Below are 19,199 nucleotides of genomic sequence, written 5' to 3'. Positions count from 1 at the left end.
TTCTTTATACCACAGAACAAAAATTAAGCCAGTGCGCAACACATGTCCTTTGGGTTAGTTTGTAACAAAACCTTTTCACGATGCCTAAATGGCCGAGCCGCAGGTACAGCCATTTAGAGAGCGTTTTTAAACGTTTAGTGTGGGTGACCCTCACCGATACTGTGACCATGCTCATCGTAGTAGCCACTGGCTCCTGCTTCAATAAAGCCTTGGGTTACCATTTTGGTCAAAAAAGGATCAGTGTGGTCATCGCCAATATCAGCGTAATCTGTACTTTGATAGTCTTGTCTTTTTGCAAAGAAGTCCTTTGTATTCTTATTGAAATCGACGGTTTTGAGTTTCCACTCTCTTACATACCCACTTTTATCAACGCTAAAAGATTCTATTAATTTTAGATGGGGAAGCCATGCCAATTTAAAGTGGCCCTGACTGTTATCTAGTGAATAGTGTTCCACTGTATTACAGCCTTTACCATCTCTTGTATCTAGGGTCATGGCATCAATAAGTTTGTCGCTAATGAGTTGGTAGCGGTATGAGAAGTCCGTCTCTTTTTTTCCGTGAATGGTTTCACCAGGCTGGTATTCAATAGCGCGCTGATGAGCATCGAAAAAGCGAGTAGGTTTTATATATTTGTTTCTAACAAGCGTCCATGACTCAGTAATATTAGTGGAAGGGTATTCATGTGCGACCTTGTTGCCGTTTCGCCACAAATGAAGAAATGTAGTTCGTGAGGTTTTTGTTGGGCTTGTCGCGCTTATTTCATAATTAGCGAATAGGCTGCCGCTATCTTTCTTACATATCTGCTCATTAGATACGTTTACTACTGACGAAGTCTCAGCGACTTGAGCTAAGCTACACGTACTTACACTTGTAATAAAAATCAGCGCACATGCATTGAATAATTTCATTCATTTATCCTACCGAGAATGATGTTGTTGACTGAAGCGGAAAAGGCGGCCAAAGGCCGCCTTTGCCTTACTTTTTTAAAAGTTTATTCCATTGCATTTTCTGCTTGAGAGACAAAGTCTCCTGCAAAATCCATAACGTGGAATATGACGCTTTGCTCGTTAGTGCCGTTGACGAGGAAAGCGCCAGGGCCTTTGGCATAAATGCCTACATCTTCACCTGAGTGTGTTTCTGAACCCAGTGGAATTAAGGCTTCTTGGTGATAGCCCGGTGTTGTAGTGTCAACACCAGTGATGTCTTTACGACCTGTATCAGGGCCTTCTAAATAAGATGCGTCTGAGTTAGTAACGTCTCCCAGATTTCTAAAGCCTAGGCCATTGGTGTAGCCAAGTGTGGTGTATGGCGTACCGTCGGCAGCTGTAGCAGCTTCATCTGAACCCACGTTTACCACTTTTCCCAAAATGGGGTTACCGCGCTTAGGATAACCAGCAATAGTAAAAACGTGACCGTGGTCGGCGGTTACAATAATGAGTGTATCTTCGTCATCAGTGAGCTTGTCAGCAGCATCAACAGCTTCAGCAAAAGCGATAGTGTCGTGAAGCGCGCCATAAGCATTACCCGCGTGGTGAGCGTGGTCGATACGACCAGATTCAACCATAAGGAAGAAACCTTCTTCATTGTTATCTAGCACTTTAATGGCTGCACTTGTCATTTCAGCGATAGATGGTTCACCTGCGATGTCGTTACCGCGGTCCGCTTCGTATTGCATATGTGACTCATTAAACAATGCAAATACTCGTTCAGTTGTCTCTGTATCTAGCCCATCAAACCCAGACTGGTCATAAATATAGACACCGTTTTCGTACTTTGCTTGCCACTCAGCAGTTAGGTCACGTCCATCTGTGCGATCACCTTCTACACTGCTTGCAGCGTCAGGGCTGTTGAATGCTTCGTCGCGAGGTAAGAAGTGGCGACGTCCGCCTCCCATTACTACTTCAATGCCATCAACGTCTAGGCCTTCAAAGTTCGCTTCTAAGTTAGTTTCGAAATTAATTAGCTGGTCGGCAATGTCAGAACAGCCCGCTGTAACCGCATCTTCTGGCATATCTGAAATGTCTTCCCAATTGCGGTCAGCAGATTTAGCGTAAGTTGCAGCAGGTGTGGCGTGTGTAATACGGGCAGTCGAAATGATGCCGGTAGATTTACCTGCAATTTCTGCAAGTTCAAGTGCCGTAACTAACTCGTTACCTGCAACTGTTGAACAATCGCCGCGCTCAATATCTTCGTCTACGCCGATAACACCAACATCGGTTTTTATGCCGCTCATCATTGCAGTCATGGTACCTGCAGAATCTGGTGTTTGGGCATCAACGTTATAAGTTTTTGAAAGCCCAGAGAATGGGAATTTGTCAAAGCTAAGCTGGTTTTCTTCGCCCGCTAGGCCGTTCATCTGACCATCTAAAATACGCGCTGCGGTAACGGTAGAAACGCCCATGCCGTCACCAACAAACAAGATAACGTTTTTCGCTTTACCGCGCAGGTTCGCTACCATGGCTTTCAATTCTTCTTGCGAATTTACAGTGGCAGTAAACGTAGCATTCGATGACGATGCACTTTCACCTGATGTTGCGTTCATCCAAACCGCTTTGTTGTTTTCTACTTCGCTTTGAGCAGCCACAAACCACTCATTATTTAGACTGGTTATTAGTTCGCTACTGCTCACGCTGTTTACGCCAGGAACACAAACATAGCTGGTAGAAGTGATTTCAGAATCACCAAGGGTGCCGTCAGCATCCGCGTCTAAGCCAGAGTCGATACGAACACCCGAGTTAGGGCAGTTAGCATCGCCAACCGCTAATTCCGTTTGCACGGTAAGGCTTGTTAAACCGTTTTGACCGTCAGCTCCATCAGCACCATCGTTACCATCGTCGCCTTCCAAGCTACACGCTGAAAGACCTGCAACTGCTACCGCAATTATACTTAATTTAAAAAGGTTCATATTCTTATCTCTACTTACTCGTTTACAAGGCCTAGCGCTTGATTAATCAAGTGGAAAACAACGTTTTGCTCTATTACGCCTTGCGCAAGCTGGCTTCCAGGTCCTTTGGCATGTAGTGCAATGTCTTCACCAGAGTGTGTTTCTGAACTAAGTGGAATAAGTGCTTCTTGGTGATATCCAGGCGTTGTTGTGTCGATATTGGTAATATCAACGCGACCGGCTGCGTTTTCTAATGCATACGTGGCATCAGAATCTGTTTCATCACCTAGGTTGCGGAAACCTAGACCGTTGGTGTAACCCAATGTAGTGTAAGGGGTACCATCAGACGCTGTTGCAGGTTCGTCTGAACCCACGTTAACCACTTTGCCTAGAATGGGATTGCCGCGCTTAGGATAGCCTGCAATCGTGAACACATGTCCGTGGTCAGCAGTAACGAGGATTAATGTTTCAGAAGGATCGGTATTTTCAACCGCAGTCATTACTGCTTCTTCGAATGCTAGAGTGTCGGTAAGTGCACCCGCCGCGTTGCCCGCATGGTGAGCGTGGTCAATTCGACCTGATTCAACCATTAAGAAAAAGCCATTATCGTTGTTGTTGAGGATATTAATTGCAGTTTCTGTCATTTCGGCTACAGATGGTTCACCCGAAATATCATTTCCACGGTCTGCTTCATATTGCATATGCGACTCGTTGAAAAGACCGAATACACGTTCAACACTTTCAGTGTCTATCGCGTCAAAACCTGCTTTATCATAAACGTATACACCATTTTCATATAGGGTCTGCCATTCAGCCGTAAGGTCGCGCTCGTCGGTTCTATCGCCTTCTACATCACTTACTGCATCAGGACTGTTGAATGCGGCGTCTTTTGGCAAGAAATGACGGCGGCCACCGCCCATAGCGACTTCAATGCCGTCAACGTCAACACTGGTGTAGCGTGCTTCTAAATAAGTTTCAAAATTGACGAGCTGGTCAGCAATGTCACTACAGCCAGCGGTTACAGCGGCTTCTGGCATATCGGAAATGTCTTCCCAGTTGCGATCTGCTGATTTTGCGTAGGTCGCCGCAGGAGTAGCGTGAGTGATTCTTGCCGTAGAGACAATACCTGTAGATAGGCCTTTTATTTCAGCAAGTTCTAGCGCAGTAATAACTTCATTGCCAGCAACCGTTGAGCAATCACCGCGCACAATATCTTCGTCAACACCAATTACACCCACGTCAGTCTTAAGGCCTGACATCATTGCGGTCATGGTGCCCGCTGAATCTGGGGTTTGAGCATCTACATTGTAGGTTTTAACTAGGGCCGTATGAGGAAAGCTTTCGAAACTTAAATAACCCTCTTCACCAGGGTTACCCGCCAATTGACCTTTGTGAATTCTTGCTGAAGTGAGGGTGGAAATACCCATACCATCACCTACAAACAAAATAACATTCTTTGCTTTAAACTGATTGTTGGTTTGTAGCTTTGAAGTTAGTTTGGTTTGAGCATCGGTAAACCAAGCGCTGTTAGTTTGGTGCTCGGGTAACACTGCCGCTTGAAGACTAGCTGAAACCGCTAGAGCAACTGCGGTGCATGCCACTTTCCAGTTACGATTCATGGTTTTTTCCTAAACGTTCTGTTTATATTGGTTATGGTGTTGTCTAGACATTTAATCGCTACACATTCTCATTTCATACTGGGTAGTGATGCGCTTAAATCACGAAGAGCGTAGGTGGGAAAGGTGACACTTCTTTGACACTAATATTGCCAGATTGTCACAATTGTCATAAAACCGTACTTGTAGGCACTAAATACCACTGTGTAAATACAAGGTATATGCACTGTTTATAAGGGAAAAGAGCATGAAGGAAGATTTAGTTAAAATTTTATTAATAGTAATAAAAAAGTGGTAAGACCACTTGTAACTGTCAGATATTATTACAGAAAATTGTGATGTTGTAACATAGCTTCTGATTGGGTAACCTTTAGAACACTACCTTGATCGTACCAATCGCCGAGTACGATTCGAGTCGCGGGCTTACCGTTTGCTGTAAGGTTATGAATGTTTGGCCTATGAGTATGGCCATGGATCATGCGCTGCACGCCCCATTTTTCCATAACTTTCACCACTTCTTCAGGTGTAACATCCATAATATCAGGCTTCAAGTTCTGTTGTTTGGCTTTGCTCTCGGCGCGGCCGTTATCTGCAACACGCTGACGGTACCATAAAGGTAAGGCAAGCATTAAGCGAGGCCACCACCAACCACGAGATTTCTTGCGAAACTTCTGATAGGCAACATCACGAGTGCACAACTCGTCGCCATGAGTAAGCAGGGTAGGCGTGCCGTATAAGTCTATGACCTCTTGTTCGTTTAACAGTGTCATGCCGGCTTTTAATAACCACTTCTCTCGAATCGCGAAATCGCGATTACCGTGAATAAAATAAATAGGGCAATGCTGACTTACTTCCTTGAAAGCGGAAGCAATGGCGGTATTGAAAGGCGTAACATTGTCGTCGCCAATCCAAACTTCAAACAAATCACCTAAAACGTATAGTGCGTCAGCATTAATGGCATCTTCTTTTAAAAAACGCATTAAACATTCTGTGATATCTGGACGGTCTGCACTTAAGTGTAAATCGGCAATGAAGTAGGTGAACGACATAAATCTTCTTAATTTGGTTAAAAAGCCGCGTTAACGATAACGCGGCTTGTTTTTAACTAAGGGCAGAGAGCATGTTGAAGAACATGCCAATCAAGCCAGTATCTAGTCAAGCGTTTGAGCGGCTACTTACGCTACCACTGCTTTTTCAATAATAACTGGCTCAACTGGTACATCTTGATGATAGCCGTTGTTACCGGTTTTAACCGATTTAATCTTCTCAACAACATCCATACCTTCAGTTACTTTACCGAAAGCGCAGTAGCCCCAACCGTTTACAGACTTGCTAGAATGGTTAAGGAAGTCGTTGTTGTTCACGTTAATAAAGAACTGTGCAGTCGCAGAGTGTGGGTCCTGCGTACGCGCCATTGCGATTGTACCCACTTCGTTAGCAACACCGTTGTCTGCTTCGTTTTCGATAGGATCTTTTGTATCTTTTTGGTCCATATCTGGCGTAAAACCACCACCTTGGATCATAAAGTTATTAATTACACGGTGAAAGATAGTGTTATCAAAAAAGCCGTCTTCAACGTAAGAAAGGAAGTTAGCGACGGTTTTAGGCGCTTTATCTTCGAAAAGCTCGAGCGTGATATCACCGAAATTTGTTTTTAACGTAACCATTGTGGTGTCCTGTGTGTTAGCAAACATATAATTTGAGGCCATTTTAGCGCAAAACGAGTGGCTAGCGCAAAACGGGTAACTAGCGCAAAGAGATGGATATTGTGCATCACGGTAATAAACGCTGTAAAAGGCTTGTACCATTTAAATCGTGACAGTGCTAAACTTTGCGGCCGAAAAATTACGACAAATAGGAAATATAGACATGCTGCATCTTTACAATACCCGAACCCGTGAAAAAGCGAAGTTTGTTCCGCTTCAAGAAGGGAAAGTGGGTTTGTATGTGTGTGGTATTACCGTTTATGACCTTAGTCACATGGGGCATGCCCGTACCTATCTAAGTTTCGATGTTTTAGTACGCTATATGCGCCACCTTGGTTTAGACGTGAAGTATGTGCGTAATATCACCGATATCGACGATAAAATTATTGCTCGCGCCAACGAAAATGGCGAAAGCTTTGAAGCGCTAACAGCACGCACTATCGCCATGATGCACGAAGACTTTGCGACAATTAACTTACTAGAGCCAGACGTTGAGCCGACAGTAAGTGGCCACATGGATGAGATCATTGAAATCATCCAGCGCTTAATGGACAAAGGCTACGCCTATCAAGCGCAAAGCGGCGATGTATTGTTCGACGTAAGCAAATATGAAGATTATGGCAAGCTAAGTAAGCAAGACCTAGATCAGCTTAAAGCCGGTGCCCGGGTTGAAGTAGCTGCAGGTAAAGATGACCCGCTAGATTTTGTATTGTGGAAAACCACCAAGCCGGGTGAGCCAGCGTGGCAGTCGCCATGGGGCGAGGGGCGTCCGGGCTGGCACATAGAGTGTTCTGCAATGAACCACAAGCACCTTGGCGCGCACTTTGATATCCATGGCGGTGGTTCAGATTTAACCTTCCCACACCACGAAAATGAAGTGGCTCAATCGTGCTGCGCATACGATACGCCATATGTAAACGTGTGGATGCACGCAGGCATGGTTCAAGTTAATGATGAAAAGATGTCTAAGTCATTGGGTAACTTCTTTACCTTGCGCGATGTGCTAAAAGAGCATGACTCAGAAACACTGCGTTTCTTCTTGATGTCGGCGCACTATCGTAGCCAATTAAGCTATTCACAAGATAACATCACCCAAGCAAAAGCGGCGCTGGAGCGTTTGTACACCGCGCTTCGTGGTGTTGAAGTAGATGAAAGCACTGACCTTAGCTATGGCGGTTATTTAGCACGTTTTGAAGCGGCTATGAATGACGACCTAAACGTGCCAGAAGCGTTTTCTGTATTGTTCGATGTGGCACGTGAGCTTAATCGCCAAAAAGACAACGCTGAAGAAGCGGGTAAACTGGCTGCGGTTCTAAAAGGTTTAGGCGCAATTTTGGGTATGCTACAGAGCGATCCTGACACCTACCTTAAAGGTGGCGAGGGCAACGATGACGAAGCAGCAGAGATTGAAGCCTTAATTAAACAACGTAACGATGCCCGTGCTGCTAAAGATTGGGCAGCCGCAGATGCTGCACGTGATGCATTAAATGAAAAAGGTGTGGTTTTAGAAGACGGCCCTAGCGGTACGACCTGGCGAAAAGCGTAAGCCCAATCCGCTAAAGCTCTTAGTTGAAAAAGCCCACAAACTGTGGGCTTTTTTGTGGCAATTAAAAACGCTTTTCTATCCCTACTTCAAAGCGACGTTGTGCGCCGAACCAGCAGTTATTTGAATCGTAACATGAGCCAACGTATTCTTTGTCAGTTAAGTTGCTAACGCTGCCTGTCAACCTTAAGTCGTACTCAGGCATATCGTAAGTTATGACTGCATCAATCAGCGTGTAAGAGGGGACTTCATCGGTATTATATTTGTCGACCTGTGTTTCACCAACGTAGCGTACGCCTGCACCCACCATTAAACCATCAAGTGTGTTATCAAATAGGTAATTAGCCCACACAGAACCACTTTCTTCGGCTACCCATACTGGTGTTTTGCCTACTTCTGTGGGGTCTAGCTCATTTTCTGTCACTTCCATATCTAAGAAAGTCGCATTAGCCTGAAGCGAAAGGGCAGGTGTGATATTTGTACTTAACTCTAACTCAATACCTTTAGATTCAACTTCACCGGTTTGGGTACGCTGAAGGAAATCTGGCGTATTAACTACCACATTTTGTTTAGTGAGAACAAAATAAGCTCCCGTGAAGGTAGTTGCGCCATCACGTGACTGGAATTTCGTGCCCACTTCAATTTGATCGGCAGTAGTCGGCTTGAAGGCTTCGCCTGTAACCGAGTCAACGCCCGTTACAGGCTCAAAAGATTCTGAGTAGTTTGCATAAACTCGCCAACCTGAATCGAAAGTATACATAGTGGCTACACGGCCAGAAAATTCGTCTTGGTCAATCTCGGTAGTGCTACCGTATTCGGAACTGTCGTAAACGTTTGCTGCGACATCGGTGCTTTCAAAATTATCAAAGCGACCATTTAACAATACGGTGATATTGTTAAATTGCATTTCGTTTTGAATGTAAAAGCCGAGTTGCTCAACATCGATATCATGATCTTCTTGGTAGAAATCGAGAGGTAGTGTGTTGATGTCGAAAAGATTGTTATCAATATTTGCAAGGTTGATTGGCGGTGTATTAGTGCCCAACGTATCACGATAGGCAACCGCAGAATCTGATTCTTGATAGTCGACACCAAATAAAAGGTTGTGGGTTATATCGCCACTCTCTATTTGCCCTGCCAGTTGGGTATCTACCGTTAGGCCATCTGTTTCTTCATCAGTTAAATATGCAGAACGATACAAATCGTTTTCAGCATCTAACACGGAATGGTATGTATTGCGTTGAAGCGCTTCTGAATCTGTATATCTGAATTTTTGTAGCACAGACCAGTTATCATTAATTCGGTGGTTCATTTTATAGCCAAGCATCAGTACTTCGCGTGAAAAACTATTCCAGTTTTTATCACCTGCGTAGGCGCTTGCGTCTAACTTTCCATACTGGTCGCTATACAAAGTGCCTTGCCCAGGAAGAGGAGTAGAAGGGATCATTTCTGGGTCATCTTGATAATAACCGGATAGGGTTAGCTCAGTATCCTTACTAAGATCTATCGTGACCGAAGGTGCTATGGTATATCGCTCGGTTTCCGTTGTGTCTTGAAAGCCATCGCGTTTTCTTCCTAACATCACAAGTCTGTATCGTGAATTGTCTGTAAGTGCCCCTGCGGTATCCAAACCAAGTTCAATCAAGCTGTCAGAGCCCAACGCTGCTCTTACAAGCGTTTCATCTTCGTCTTTAGGGTATTTAGCAACTTGGTTTACCATGCCGCCTGGCGGAACCAGACCGTACAACGATGAGGCTGGGCCCTTTAGTATCTCAATAGACTCAGTCGCAAACGCGTCGACTTGAGGATATAGGTTCCAGCTATTATTCGTAAGCAGCGGAAGGCCATCATAAAAAGTCTGATAAGTGGTAAAACCACGAATAGTAAATTGGTCGAAAATAGTAATAGTGGGACGACTTTCTGTGGTAACACCAGAAACATAACGCAACGCTTTATTCACCGAGTCGGCTTGGCGAAGCTGAAGTAAATCCTGATCAATAACGCTAATGCTTACTGGCGATTCAATAGGGCGGAGCGATGATTTTGTTGCAGTGCTTCGGTAAGACTGCATAGGGTTTATTTCTATGTGTTCTAACTTTTCGTCATCTTCAACTTGCTGGCCAAATACAGTGGTTGATGTCAAAACGGCGAGCGCAATTACGGAAAGCGGAAAAGTATTTTTTATTGATGCATTACGCTGTGTTGATAATGGCTTGATAAACGCCATAGATTCCTTCCTCGAATGATAGATGTTTAAGTTCAAATACATAGTCTATCATCTGAATATTATTGATAATAGTTCTTGTTTGTTTTTATGTTTTTGAAGAGGCCTCTATCAGCCAGCAGACTACTATAATTGGCATCAGCGTTATGGTTTCATTATGACTTGAGTTTATTTTGTTTACTCAAATGCTTACTGTGGTACTGACAATAACTGCTAATGATTGCTAAGAAAGGCGAACTGAGATGTGATAGTAAATATTCTACAGACGCTGCCTATAAATACTTGGGGGGAGTGCGGTTTATCTGACCTGGTAAAATGCACGTAGTGTTCTTTACTGGTTCACATTAGGCTTGCCACTGGGGATAGCCGATTCTTTTTCAGTTAGGTGTGACTTCCAACGCTGCTGTGCAACGTGGGCTTTTACCAGCTCTAAGCATTCATTTACAACGTTAAGCACTTCTTTATCTAGCGCGTCTGCGGTTGGGGTATAGTCGTGCATGCCTACTGATATGAAGTGATCGATGCGCTCTGCATCTAAGTCGCTCAACAGGTTTACCAGCGAAGTGGTAACAATATCGGTGACCGACTCTTCCAACGTATTTTCAATCGTTCTGCCAATAACAGGTAGGTAATGTAAAGAAGAGACTTGCGCATTACTTCTTACCGCCTTACCCACGCTTTTTCTTACGTGTTCTCGAATTACCTCGCCGTGTTCTTCGCTCTTAATAGAGTGACCTAAATGGTTGATGACACCGGCCATCCATTGCGTAATAACCGGGCGACGAGGGGCCAGTACCTGTGCGTTGATATCGTCCAATAAAGGCGAACCCGCAGAGATGTCTTTCTGTGCATCGCTTAGCACTTTAACAACAATTCTGTCGCTCAGCTCCTCAACGAAAACGTCATAGTAGAACGCAAAAAAGCGAAATACGGCAGTTTGGTTTAAGTCGATAATTTCGAATTTGTGCAGGCGGTGCAGAATGGAAAATATACGAAGGAACCGAAACAATCGAGTGGGGCCTGTAGGGATCAAGCCAATAATGTCGTACCAGTGCAAAAAGGGGAAAAAATACCAGCGTAAATGCTCTTTCCTAACAATGGCTACAACCCACCTGAAGCAAAACTCGCTAAAGAATATGGCGATAAACACCAAGTCGACCAACAAGAAGTTGTTGTGAACGGGGTCGTAGGCGCTAAGAAAAGCGGGAAAGTACGTGCCCAGTAGACCATAGACAAAATCGGTGGCGTATAAGGCATCGAAAATGAGCCATGCTAGATTCACAAAAAGTATACCTAACATGACTAAGTCTAAGATTAACCAAGGCGTTTCATGACTGTTTCGCAAATTTTCTCGGTTAATTCTTAGCATGTCCTTATCCTGTATGTTGACGTAAAGCGCAATGTGTATTCAGTAGGACATGAACAACATTGCACTTTAAAGACTAAAGGTTAGCTTGATGCGTTTAACCTTGTTACGTCTATATAGAGTTTTAGCTTTTGGCCAGGTTGCAGATAGCGCTTAGTATTAAGCGAATTCCACTTACCTATATCGCTAACCTTAACATTGAATTTATTAGCGATACGAGATAATGAATCGCCATTTCTCACGGTATAGGTCACTTTTTTGGTAACGCCGTCTTGTGCTTTGCCTTCTTGCCAGATAACTAAAGTCTTTCCTGGATGAAGCATATCGCCAGGTGCCATACCGTTCCACTTAGCTAACTGCTTAGTGCTTACTTTGTACTTACGAGCAATATCCCAAAGCGTATCACCGGATTGTACTGTGTGACGCACTTTTTGCTTAGATGTGTTGGCGTTTTGCAAACGTACTAAACGCTGTTCCTGAGACAATGTATAGCTGTCCAGTTCTTGAAGCGCCACGGGTACCATAATGGCTTGACCCACACGGATCATGGACGAGTCTAGTTCGTTCACTTTTTTAAGCACTTTCACCGTGGTGTGATACTGCTTCGCAATTTTGCCTAAGCTATCGCCAGGCTTCACGGAGTGGCGTACCCAGTTCAATCGCTCTGTCTTGTCTATTTTAGCCAAAGCTTGAGAGAAGGCGGCGGCTTTATCGAGCGGAAGTACTAACCTGTGTGGCCCTTCTGGCGACGTTGCCCAGCGGTTAAAGCCTGGGTTTAATCCATGAAGTTCTTTTAAAGACATACCGGCAAGCTCGGCCGCAAACGCTAAATCAACCTGTGAGCCAATATCAACGACTTCGATAACGGCTACATTTTCAACTTCCGGCCAGGCGAACGCATATTCATCTTTGTTCTTAAGAATATCAGCCAGTGCAAGCAGTTTAGGCACATATGCGCGTGTTTCTTTAGGTAAATTTAAGTTCCAAAAGTCAGTAGGTTTACCCGCACGTTTATTGGCTTTAATTGCCCGTTGAACGCGACCTTCACCGCTGTTATACGCAGCGAGTGCGTGCAGCCAATTACCATCAAACATTTTATTTAAATAGGTTAGGTAATCAATTGCACCTTGGGTTGAGGCAACCACATCGCGTCGTCCGTCATACCACCAGTTTTGTTGCATACCAAAGCGCTTGCCTGTGCCAGGAATGAACTGCCACATACCGGCTGCTCTACCATGGGAATAGGCGAAGGGATCGAAAGCACTTTCTACTATTGGTAGAAGCACCAGCTCCATTGGCATGTCGCGTTTTTCAATTTCTTCTGTAATATAGTAAAGAAATGGCTTGGCACGTTTAACAACGCGAGCCATATACTCGGGATGCTTTAGATACCACTTTCGCTGCGCGTTAATACGCTTGTTATCGGGAATGGGTAATGCAAAATTAGCGCTGGCGCGTTCCCATACGTCAGTGACAATCGCCTGCGTATGCATATCCGGTGTATCAGTGAATTCGGCACCTTCTTCAAGCGTATCATCATTAGGGTGAACAACATCAATAACGCCTTCTCTTGCGATTTCACAGTCAGAAATGGCTTCTTCGTTGTTATGAATATCACTGCACGCTTCTAGTAAAGTTGCCTCGTTACTTTTTAATTGTGCATTGTCGTTATTACTATTGGTTAACTGACAACCCGTTAAACCTAGCGCCAATATTAGTGGCGACAGTGGGAAAAACTTCAACTGCATATGTGAAGAAACCTCTTGGAGCACCGCAAACCGACCATAATACGATAATCGGCTTACTTTTGCATCAAAACTCATCCTTCCAGCGGCGAACTGCAGCAAACACTGCTACATCGTCGGCCAGGTTCTTTTCGCAATGGGCTTCGGCAGCGGTTTTCACAGAAAGTTCATGGGCGCGTAAAAATGGATTTATATTTTTCTGCTCTTTCAGGTTACTTGGAAGTGTAGGTTGATGTTGAGCGCGCTTCTTTTCCACCCACTGCGAGTAATCACGTAACGCCTCGTTGTTTGGCTCAACTGCTAACGCAAATTGAACATTAGCCTGAGTGTATTCGTGGGTGCAGTAAACGCTCGTAGTGTCGGGAAGTCGTTTTAACTTATTAAGTGAATGATGCATTTGCTCTGGCGAACCTTCGAACAGTCGTCCACAACCAGCAGAAAATAATGTGTCACCACAAAACAATACGCCGTGCCCAAAGAATGCAATGTGATCAAGGGTATGACCCGGCACTTCCATGACTTGTAGCGCCATTTTAAAAACAGGCAGCGTGACGGTATCGCCTTGAGAGACCGATTTAGTAATGCCTCTAATATGATTGCCTCTTGGGCCTATAACCGGTAAATCTGGTACTGCGGATACCAATTTTGCAATACCGCCAGTGTGGTCTCTGTGATGATGAGTAATGAGAATTGCACTAAGGGTTAACCGCTTTTCTTTTAGAAAAGCCAACACAGGCTCTGCATCACCCGGGTCGACTACAATTGCACTACTTTCATTATAAATGCACCAGATGTAATTGTCGGTAAAGGCGGGAATAGGATGTATGACTACGCCTGAAGGAAGTATTTCTGCCGTCATTAGAGTGCCTGCTTGTGTAGGTAGAATTATGCGTTACTATAGGGGCTTGTAAAGATCAGAGCAACCTAAGAGCGCGCAGTATTAATGAGATCCGCGTTTAGAACTAAACCGCCTCGCTACCCAACAAGTTGGGATGACTTTCCCGCTGGTGAGCACATTCGTCATGCTGTGAATACAGTGTGTGATGATTATGCTGAGCGTATATTTGGGTATCACTTTGCTAAACTGGGTTCATTGAGCGCCGAGATAAGCTTAGAGAGCAGCCCAATTAGACACCACATCAATTATGTACCCTATGATGTTCCATTTAGCGACGAAGTAAATACCTGCGAAGTAAAAACAGGCTTCTCCAATTGCGATTCAGCAGGCGTCATGTCATTGGGCGTTGACAACATCGAACCGAAAACATGCAAAGGAAACACGGTAGTAGGGCAGTCGAACTGCTTACCTTTTTCCGAAAACAGTATTGACGGCTTTCTATTAGCTAATGAATTAGATTTTGCGCAAGACCCCCACGAAATATTGAGAGAAGTTGACCGCGTTATCACGCAAAACGGCTATGTCATTATTAGTGGTTTTAATCCATTGAGCCTAGCGGGTTTCGCTAAGTTTTTGCCTGTTAAGCGCGGAAATATTTTACACGACGCACGCTTTTTCACGTCTTATCGCATTAAAGATTGGCTTCAATTATTGGGTTTTGAAATTATTGAACAGCGCCAGGTGTTGTTTTCAACACTCTTTTTCCAACAAAAATGGAAGGGCGCGGTGAAATTTCAAGACTATTTAGCGTCTTACTTCCCTTGGTGCAGCGCGGTTTATGTCATACTCGCGAAAAAACGGGTTATCCCTATGACGGCGATAAAACCTAAACGCAATTTGAAACCGCGCTTTTCAGCGGTAGGCGCTAGTGTGAGAACTTCTACGGCGAATCGAACGGGTCGCTAGCTTTTTAAACGTAGTCAAGATTCTATCGCGCAGCTTCGCGTGAGAAATTTGCAAACCTTGCACGCTAAGCGCTGTTTTCCACTGTCGCTGTCGGTTTATGAAAAGTATAAAAAAGCCACGATAGGGCTAACCCAATCGTGGCTTTAGCTAAGGCGAACTGCTGCTCAACCTTAAATATTTTCTTTTTTTATATTGGATTACTTAACGCGCATGCCCGGTTTTGCGCCTTCATGCGGCTCAAGAATGTATAGTTCGTCGCCACCTGGACCTGCGGCTAGCACCATACCTTCACTCATACCAAAACGCATCTTACGAGGTGCTAAGTTAGCTACCATTACCGTATGCTTACCAATAAGCGCTTCAGGCGAGTAGGCCGACTTAATACCTGCAAACACTTGCTTAGTTTCGCCGCCTAAGTCTAGCTCTAAACGCAGAAGTTTATCTGCTTTTTCTACATGCTCGGCTTTAGCAATACGAGCAATACGTAAATCAACCTTGGCAAACTCATCAAATGAGATAGTGTCGCTGATAGGGTCTTTAGCAAGCGGGCTGTCTGGGTCGATAGCCGGTGCGGCTGGCGCTAGGCTTTCTTTTGAATCTTCAACCATGGCGTCAATTTTCTCCATTTCTACACGCTGCATCATCGGCTTAAATTTGTTGATGGCGTGACCTTTCAATATGGTTTGCAGTGAATTCCAGTCGAAATTGTCGTTTAAAAACTCTTCTGCTTTTTCTGCAAGTACTGGCAGTACAGGCTTTAAGTAAATCACCAACAGCCGGAACATGTTGATACCTAGCGAGCACACATCGTGTGTGAACTGCTGCTTAGTTTCGTCTTTAATGGTTACCCAAGGTGCGTTGTTGTCAATGAACTGGTTAGCTTTATCAGCAAGGGCCATAATTTCGCGCACAGCTTGGTGGTACTTACGCTTCTCAAATAATGCAGCAATGCTTTGTGACGCGTTTTGGAACTCAGCAATAAGTTCGGGTTCAATCACGTTGTCAGATAATTTGCCGTCGAAACGCTTGGTAATAAAACTTGCACAGCGGCTCGCAATGTTAACCACTTTGCCTACCAGGTCTGAATTCACTTTTTGTGCGAAGTCAGTAAAGTTAAGGTCGATGTCGGTAACACCGTCGCCTAACTTAGACGCAAAGTAGTAACGCAGATATTCTGGGTTCAGGTGGTCAAGGTAAGTACGGCCTTTTATAAACGTGCCGCGCGACTTTGACATTTTCGCGCCGTTCACCGTTACAAAACCGTGAATATTTACGCCAGTCGGCTTACGGTATCCCGCGCCTTCTAGCATGGCAGGCCAGAATAGGCAGTGGAAATAGGTAATGTCTTTACCAATAAAGTGATAAAGCTCAGCCTCTGAGTCTGCCTTCCAGAAGTCATCAAATTCTAGGTTGTTTTGGTCGCAGAAGTTTTTGAAACTTGCCATGTAGCCAACGGGCGCATCTACCCACACGTAGAAGAACTTGTTCGGCGCACCTGGAATTTCAAAGCCGAAGTAAGGCGCGTCACGGCTGATGTCCCACTGTTGAAGACCTTCAGTAAACCATTCTTGCAGCTTGTTAGCCATTTCTTCCTGCAGGGCACCTGAGCGGATCCACTCTTTTAACATGCCTTCAAATTTTGGCAGGTCAAAGAAGAAGTGCTCAGACTCACGTAGTACTGGTGTAGCACCCGATACAACGCTGCGCGGGTTCTTTACTTCTGTTGGGCTATACGTTGCGCCACATACGTCACAGCTATCGCCGTTTTGATCTTCTGCGCCACAGCTTGGGCAGGTACCCTTAACGAAACGATCTGGCAGGAACATTTCTTTTTCAGGGTCGAACAGTTGGTTAATAGTGCGCTTGCTAATGTAACCTGCGTTATCTAGACGAGTGTAAATTTCTTCACACAATGCCTTGTTTTCTGGCGAATGGGTTACATAGTAGTTGTCGTAATCAACGTGAAAATCAACAAGGTCTTGATGATGTTCAGCGCGCGTTCTTGCCACCATTTCTTCTGGTGTAATGCCAAGCTCTTGGGCTTTAAGCATAACCGGCGTACCGTGTGCATCGTCGGCGCAAACACTGTAACATTCGTTTCCGCGAAGGCGCTGAAAACGAGTCCAGATGTCGGTTTGAATGTGTTCTAGCAAATGACCTAAGTGAATAGAGCCATTTGCGTATGGCAACGCACTGGTTACCAGAATTCGGCGTTTTTCTGACATAATGACGTTATTGATTCTTTGCGTTTCAAAATGGCTGCAAATACTAGCGGAAAACCGCGTTTTTTGCATTACGTAATTCACAATTCTACTACTAGTAAGGCATTTTATGTTCTTTTCTCGCAAAGCAGAGCCGCTTACGCTAAAAGTTGCTGCTATTTTGGCCACGTATTTTTCATTAGGTGTTGAAGATACCTTGCCATGGTGTGCTTTTAGTCAGCCAGAAAAAGAAGATGCGGGCGTTACGGTTACCTTGCCATTTTGTATTGCTACTCAATTAGATACCCTTAAGCAAGAAGTGCTTAAACAGCTAAGAGGGAAGCTTGGCGATGGTCAGCTTACGTTTAAACAGATTGTGGCAAGTGGCGAAACTGAAGTAGCGCCGGTCACCAACATTAAAAACATTATAGCAGTGGCTTCTGGCAAGGGCGGGGTAGGTAAGTCGACAACCAGCATTAATTTAGCATTTGCACTTATGCAGGAAGGCGCGAAAGTAGGGATTTTAGATGCCGATATTTATGGACCGTCTATTCCCATTATGTTAGGTAACCCCGACGCACATCCTGAAAGTGAAGATAATAAGCACATGCGGCCGCTAACTGCTCATGGGCTGGTGGCGAACTCAATTGGTTATTTAGTGCCTCAAGAAGACGCGGCCGTATGGCGAGGACCGATGGCCAGCAGGGCGCTTAAGCAGTTATTGGATGAAACCTTGTGGCCCGTGCTGGACTACTTAATTGTAGACATGCCACCAGGAACTGGCGATATCCAACTGACAATGGCGCAACAAGTTCCACTTACCGCTTCTGTGGTAGTTACAACGCCACAGGACTTAGCGCTGGCCGACGCCCAAAAAGGCATAAGCATGTTTGAAAAAGTTAACGTACCTGTATTAGGGCTTATTGAAAACATGAGCTATTACCAGTGTAGAGCATGCGGTACGAGGGACTATGTGTTTTCAAAAGACGGTGGCGAAGCACTTGCCGAACGTCACGGCTTGCCGCTTTTAGGTCAGCTACCGCTTGATATTCATATTCGCGAGCACGGCGATGCCGGTACGCCTTTATTAATTTCCTCGCCAGAAAGTGCTTTGAGTGAAAGCTATCGCGAGGCTGCTCGCGCGCTGTCTATGCAATTGGCCCTTACCGTTGCGCCTCGCAAAGGGGCAGTTAAGCACATTAAAGGCGATCCGATTGGCATTGTTGGCAAAGAATAGCTGGCAGAGTAAAGTTAGTTAGAAACGTCAGGAGGGCTTAACGGACAGATAAATCAAGACAAATGTAGTGAAAGCAAATATAGCTAGGTTAAGTTGCTTGAATTCAAAATTGTCAAAAACTCTAACAAAATTGCGCAAAAGCAGATAAAACAAGCCTTTGAGCAGTTGAATGCATGCGGTGACATACGCATAATAGCGGCCTAACGAAATGAGGAATACACCATGCGCTTGTGCGACCGCGATATCTACCAGCATCTGAAAGATGGAAAAATTAAAATTGACCCGACACCCAGCTACGATCAGATAAGTGGTGTAACGGTAGATATCCGCTTAGGAAACAAATTTCGTGTGTTTGAAGACCACCAAGCGCCGTTTATCGATTTAAGTGGACCCAAAGCACAGGTTCAAGAAGCGCTCGACCACGTTATGAGCGACGAAATTGAACTAGAAGAGGGTAAAGCCTTCTTTCTACACCCCGGTGAACTGGCACTTGCCATCACGCATGAGTCAGTAACCTTGCCAGACAACATTGTGGGCTGGTTAGATGGGCGTTCTTCACTCGCGCGTTTAGGCTTAATGGTGCACGTGACTGCGCATCGAATAGATCCAGGCTGGTCAGGCAACATCGTGCTTGAGTTTTACAACAGTGGTAAGCTACCACTGGCGCTTCGCCCTAAAATGAAAATAGGGGCGCTTAGCTTTGAGGTGTTGTCAGCGCCAGCTGAAAAACCTTACAACGCCAGAGCAGATGCTAAATACAAAGGCCAAGCGGGCGCAGTAGCAAGCCGAATCTCGTCAGACGACGAAAGCAAGTAGCAAAATCAGTCTAAAAACACGTTTTTTTGGAAAAGCCTAGTGCGTTTCCCGCGAATT

At 44.9% G+C, this 19,199-nt stretch carries 14 protein-coding genes; 4 read left to right on the top strand and 10 right to left on the bottom strand.

Annotated features, from left to right (window positions below; all coding sequences use genetic code 11):
- Nucleotides 1–134: 134 nt before the first annotated feature.
- The 5 genes from V7R42_RS11650 to V7R42_RS11630 all read right to left on the bottom strand — a co-directional run bounded on the left by V7R42_RS11650 (nucleotide 135) and on the right by V7R42_RS11630 (nucleotide 6,167).
- On the bottom strand, nucleotides 135–908 hold the full coding sequence (locus V7R42_RS11650) for a hypothetical protein (RefSeq protein WP_334020388.1): 774 nt from the start codon (nucleotides 906–908) through the stop codon (nucleotides 135–137).
- An 83-nt stretch (nucleotides 909–991) separates the two neighbouring features.
- Nucleotides 992–2,905 carry an alkaline phosphatase gene (locus V7R42_RS11645; RefSeq protein WP_334020387.1) on the bottom strand — a complete coding sequence of 638 codons (1,914 nt, stop codon included), beginning with the start codon at nucleotides 2,903–2,905 and terminating at the stop codon, nucleotides 992–994.
- Nucleotides 2,906–2,919: 14 nt separating this feature from the next.
- Nucleotides 2,920–4,503, bottom strand: coding sequence for an alkaline phosphatase (locus V7R42_RS11640; protein ID WP_334020386.1), 1,584 nt, complete (start codon nucleotides 4,501–4,503; stop codon nucleotides 2,920–2,922).
- A gap of 320 nt (nucleotides 4,504–4,823) precedes the next feature.
- On the bottom strand, nucleotides 4,824–5,549 hold the full coding sequence (gene lpxH, locus V7R42_RS11635; protein ID WP_334020385.1) for a UDP-2,3-diacylglucosamine diphosphatase: 726 nt from the start codon (nucleotides 5,547–5,549) through the stop codon (nucleotides 4,824–4,826).
- A 126-nt stretch (nucleotides 5,550–5,675) separates the two neighbouring features.
- The gene (locus tag V7R42_RS11630; protein WP_334020384.1) at nucleotides 5,676–6,167 is read right to left on the bottom strand and encodes a peptidylprolyl isomerase; all 492 of its coding nucleotides are present in this window, start codon (nucleotides 6,165–6,167) and stop codon (nucleotides 5,676–5,678) included.
- Between the two features lie 202 nt (nucleotides 6,168–6,369).
- Here V7R42_RS11630 and cysS point away from each other — a divergent pair, with 202 nt between their 5' ends.
- A complete protein-coding gene (gene cysS, locus V7R42_RS11625) occupies nucleotides 6,370–7,752 on the top strand; it encodes a cysteine--tRNA ligase (protein ID WP_334020383.1) in 1,383 nt (460 codons plus the stop codon).
- Nucleotides 7,753–7,813: 61 nt separating this feature from the next.
- Here the strand turns inward: cysS and V7R42_RS11620 are convergent, their stop codons facing one another.
- From V7R42_RS11620 to gloB, 4 genes are all read right to left on the bottom strand, one after another.
- Complete coding sequence (locus V7R42_RS11620; protein WP_334020382.1) at nucleotides 7,814–9,976, bottom strand: TonB-dependent siderophore receptor; 2,163 nt, start codon at nucleotides 9,974–9,976, stop codon at nucleotides 7,814–7,816.
- Between the two features lie 328 nt (nucleotides 9,977–10,304).
- Nucleotides 10,305–11,342, bottom strand: a complete 1,038-nt coding sequence (locus V7R42_RS11615; RefSeq protein ID WP_334020381.1) for an ion transporter — start codon at nucleotides 11,340–11,342, stop codon at nucleotides 10,305–10,307.
- Nucleotides 11,343–11,422: 80 nt separating this feature from the next.
- Nucleotides 11,423–13,087: a lytic transglycosylase gene (locus V7R42_RS11610; RefSeq protein WP_334020380.1), complete on the bottom strand. Its 1,665-nt coding sequence runs from the start codon at nucleotides 13,085–13,087 to the stop codon at nucleotides 11,423–11,425.
- 64 nt (nucleotides 13,088–13,151) lie between these two features.
- Nucleotides 13,152–13,943 carry a hydroxyacylglutathione hydrolase gene (gene gloB / locus V7R42_RS11605; protein WP_334020379.1) on the bottom strand — a complete coding sequence of 264 codons (792 nt, stop codon included), beginning with the start codon at nucleotides 13,941–13,943 and terminating at the stop codon, nucleotides 13,152–13,154.
- 84 nt (nucleotides 13,944–14,027) lie between these two features.
- Between gloB and V7R42_RS11600 the strand changes: the two genes are divergently transcribed.
- A complete protein-coding gene (locus tag V7R42_RS11600) occupies nucleotides 14,028–14,888 on the top strand; it encodes a class I SAM-dependent methyltransferase (RefSeq protein WP_334020378.1) in 861 nt (286 codons plus the stop codon).
- A 197-nt stretch (nucleotides 14,889–15,085) separates the two neighbouring features.
- Here the strand turns inward: V7R42_RS11600 and metG are convergent, their stop codons facing one another.
- Nucleotides 15,086–17,113 (bottom strand): methionine--tRNA ligase, encoded by a 2,028-nt coding sequence (gene metG / locus V7R42_RS11595; protein WP_334020377.1) that lies wholly within the window; start codon nucleotides 17,111–17,113, stop codon nucleotides 15,086–15,088.
- A gap of 106 nt (nucleotides 17,114–17,219) precedes the next feature.
- Between metG and apbC the strand changes: the two genes are divergently transcribed.
- Nucleotides 17,220–18,326 carry an iron-sulfur cluster carrier protein ApbC gene (gene apbC, locus V7R42_RS11590; RefSeq protein ID WP_334020376.1) on the top strand — a complete coding sequence of 369 codons (1,107 nt, stop codon included), beginning with the start codon at nucleotides 17,220–17,222 and terminating at the stop codon, nucleotides 18,324–18,326.
- A 222-nt stretch (nucleotides 18,327–18,548) separates the two neighbouring features.
- Nucleotides 18,549–19,142 carry a dCTP deaminase gene (gene dcd / locus V7R42_RS11585; RefSeq protein ID WP_334020375.1) on the top strand — a complete coding sequence of 198 codons (594 nt, stop codon included), beginning with the start codon at nucleotides 18,549–18,551 and terminating at the stop codon, nucleotides 19,140–19,142.
- Nucleotides 19,143–19,199 lie beyond the last annotated feature (57 nt).

The sequence above is a fragment of the Alteromonas sp. S015 genome (assembly GCF_036864485.1).
In the GTDB taxonomy this organism is placed as follows: domain Bacteria; phylum Pseudomonadota; class Gammaproteobacteria; order Enterobacterales; family Alteromonadaceae; genus Alteromonas.
This window is presented reverse-complemented; position numbering and strand designations above follow the sequence as displayed.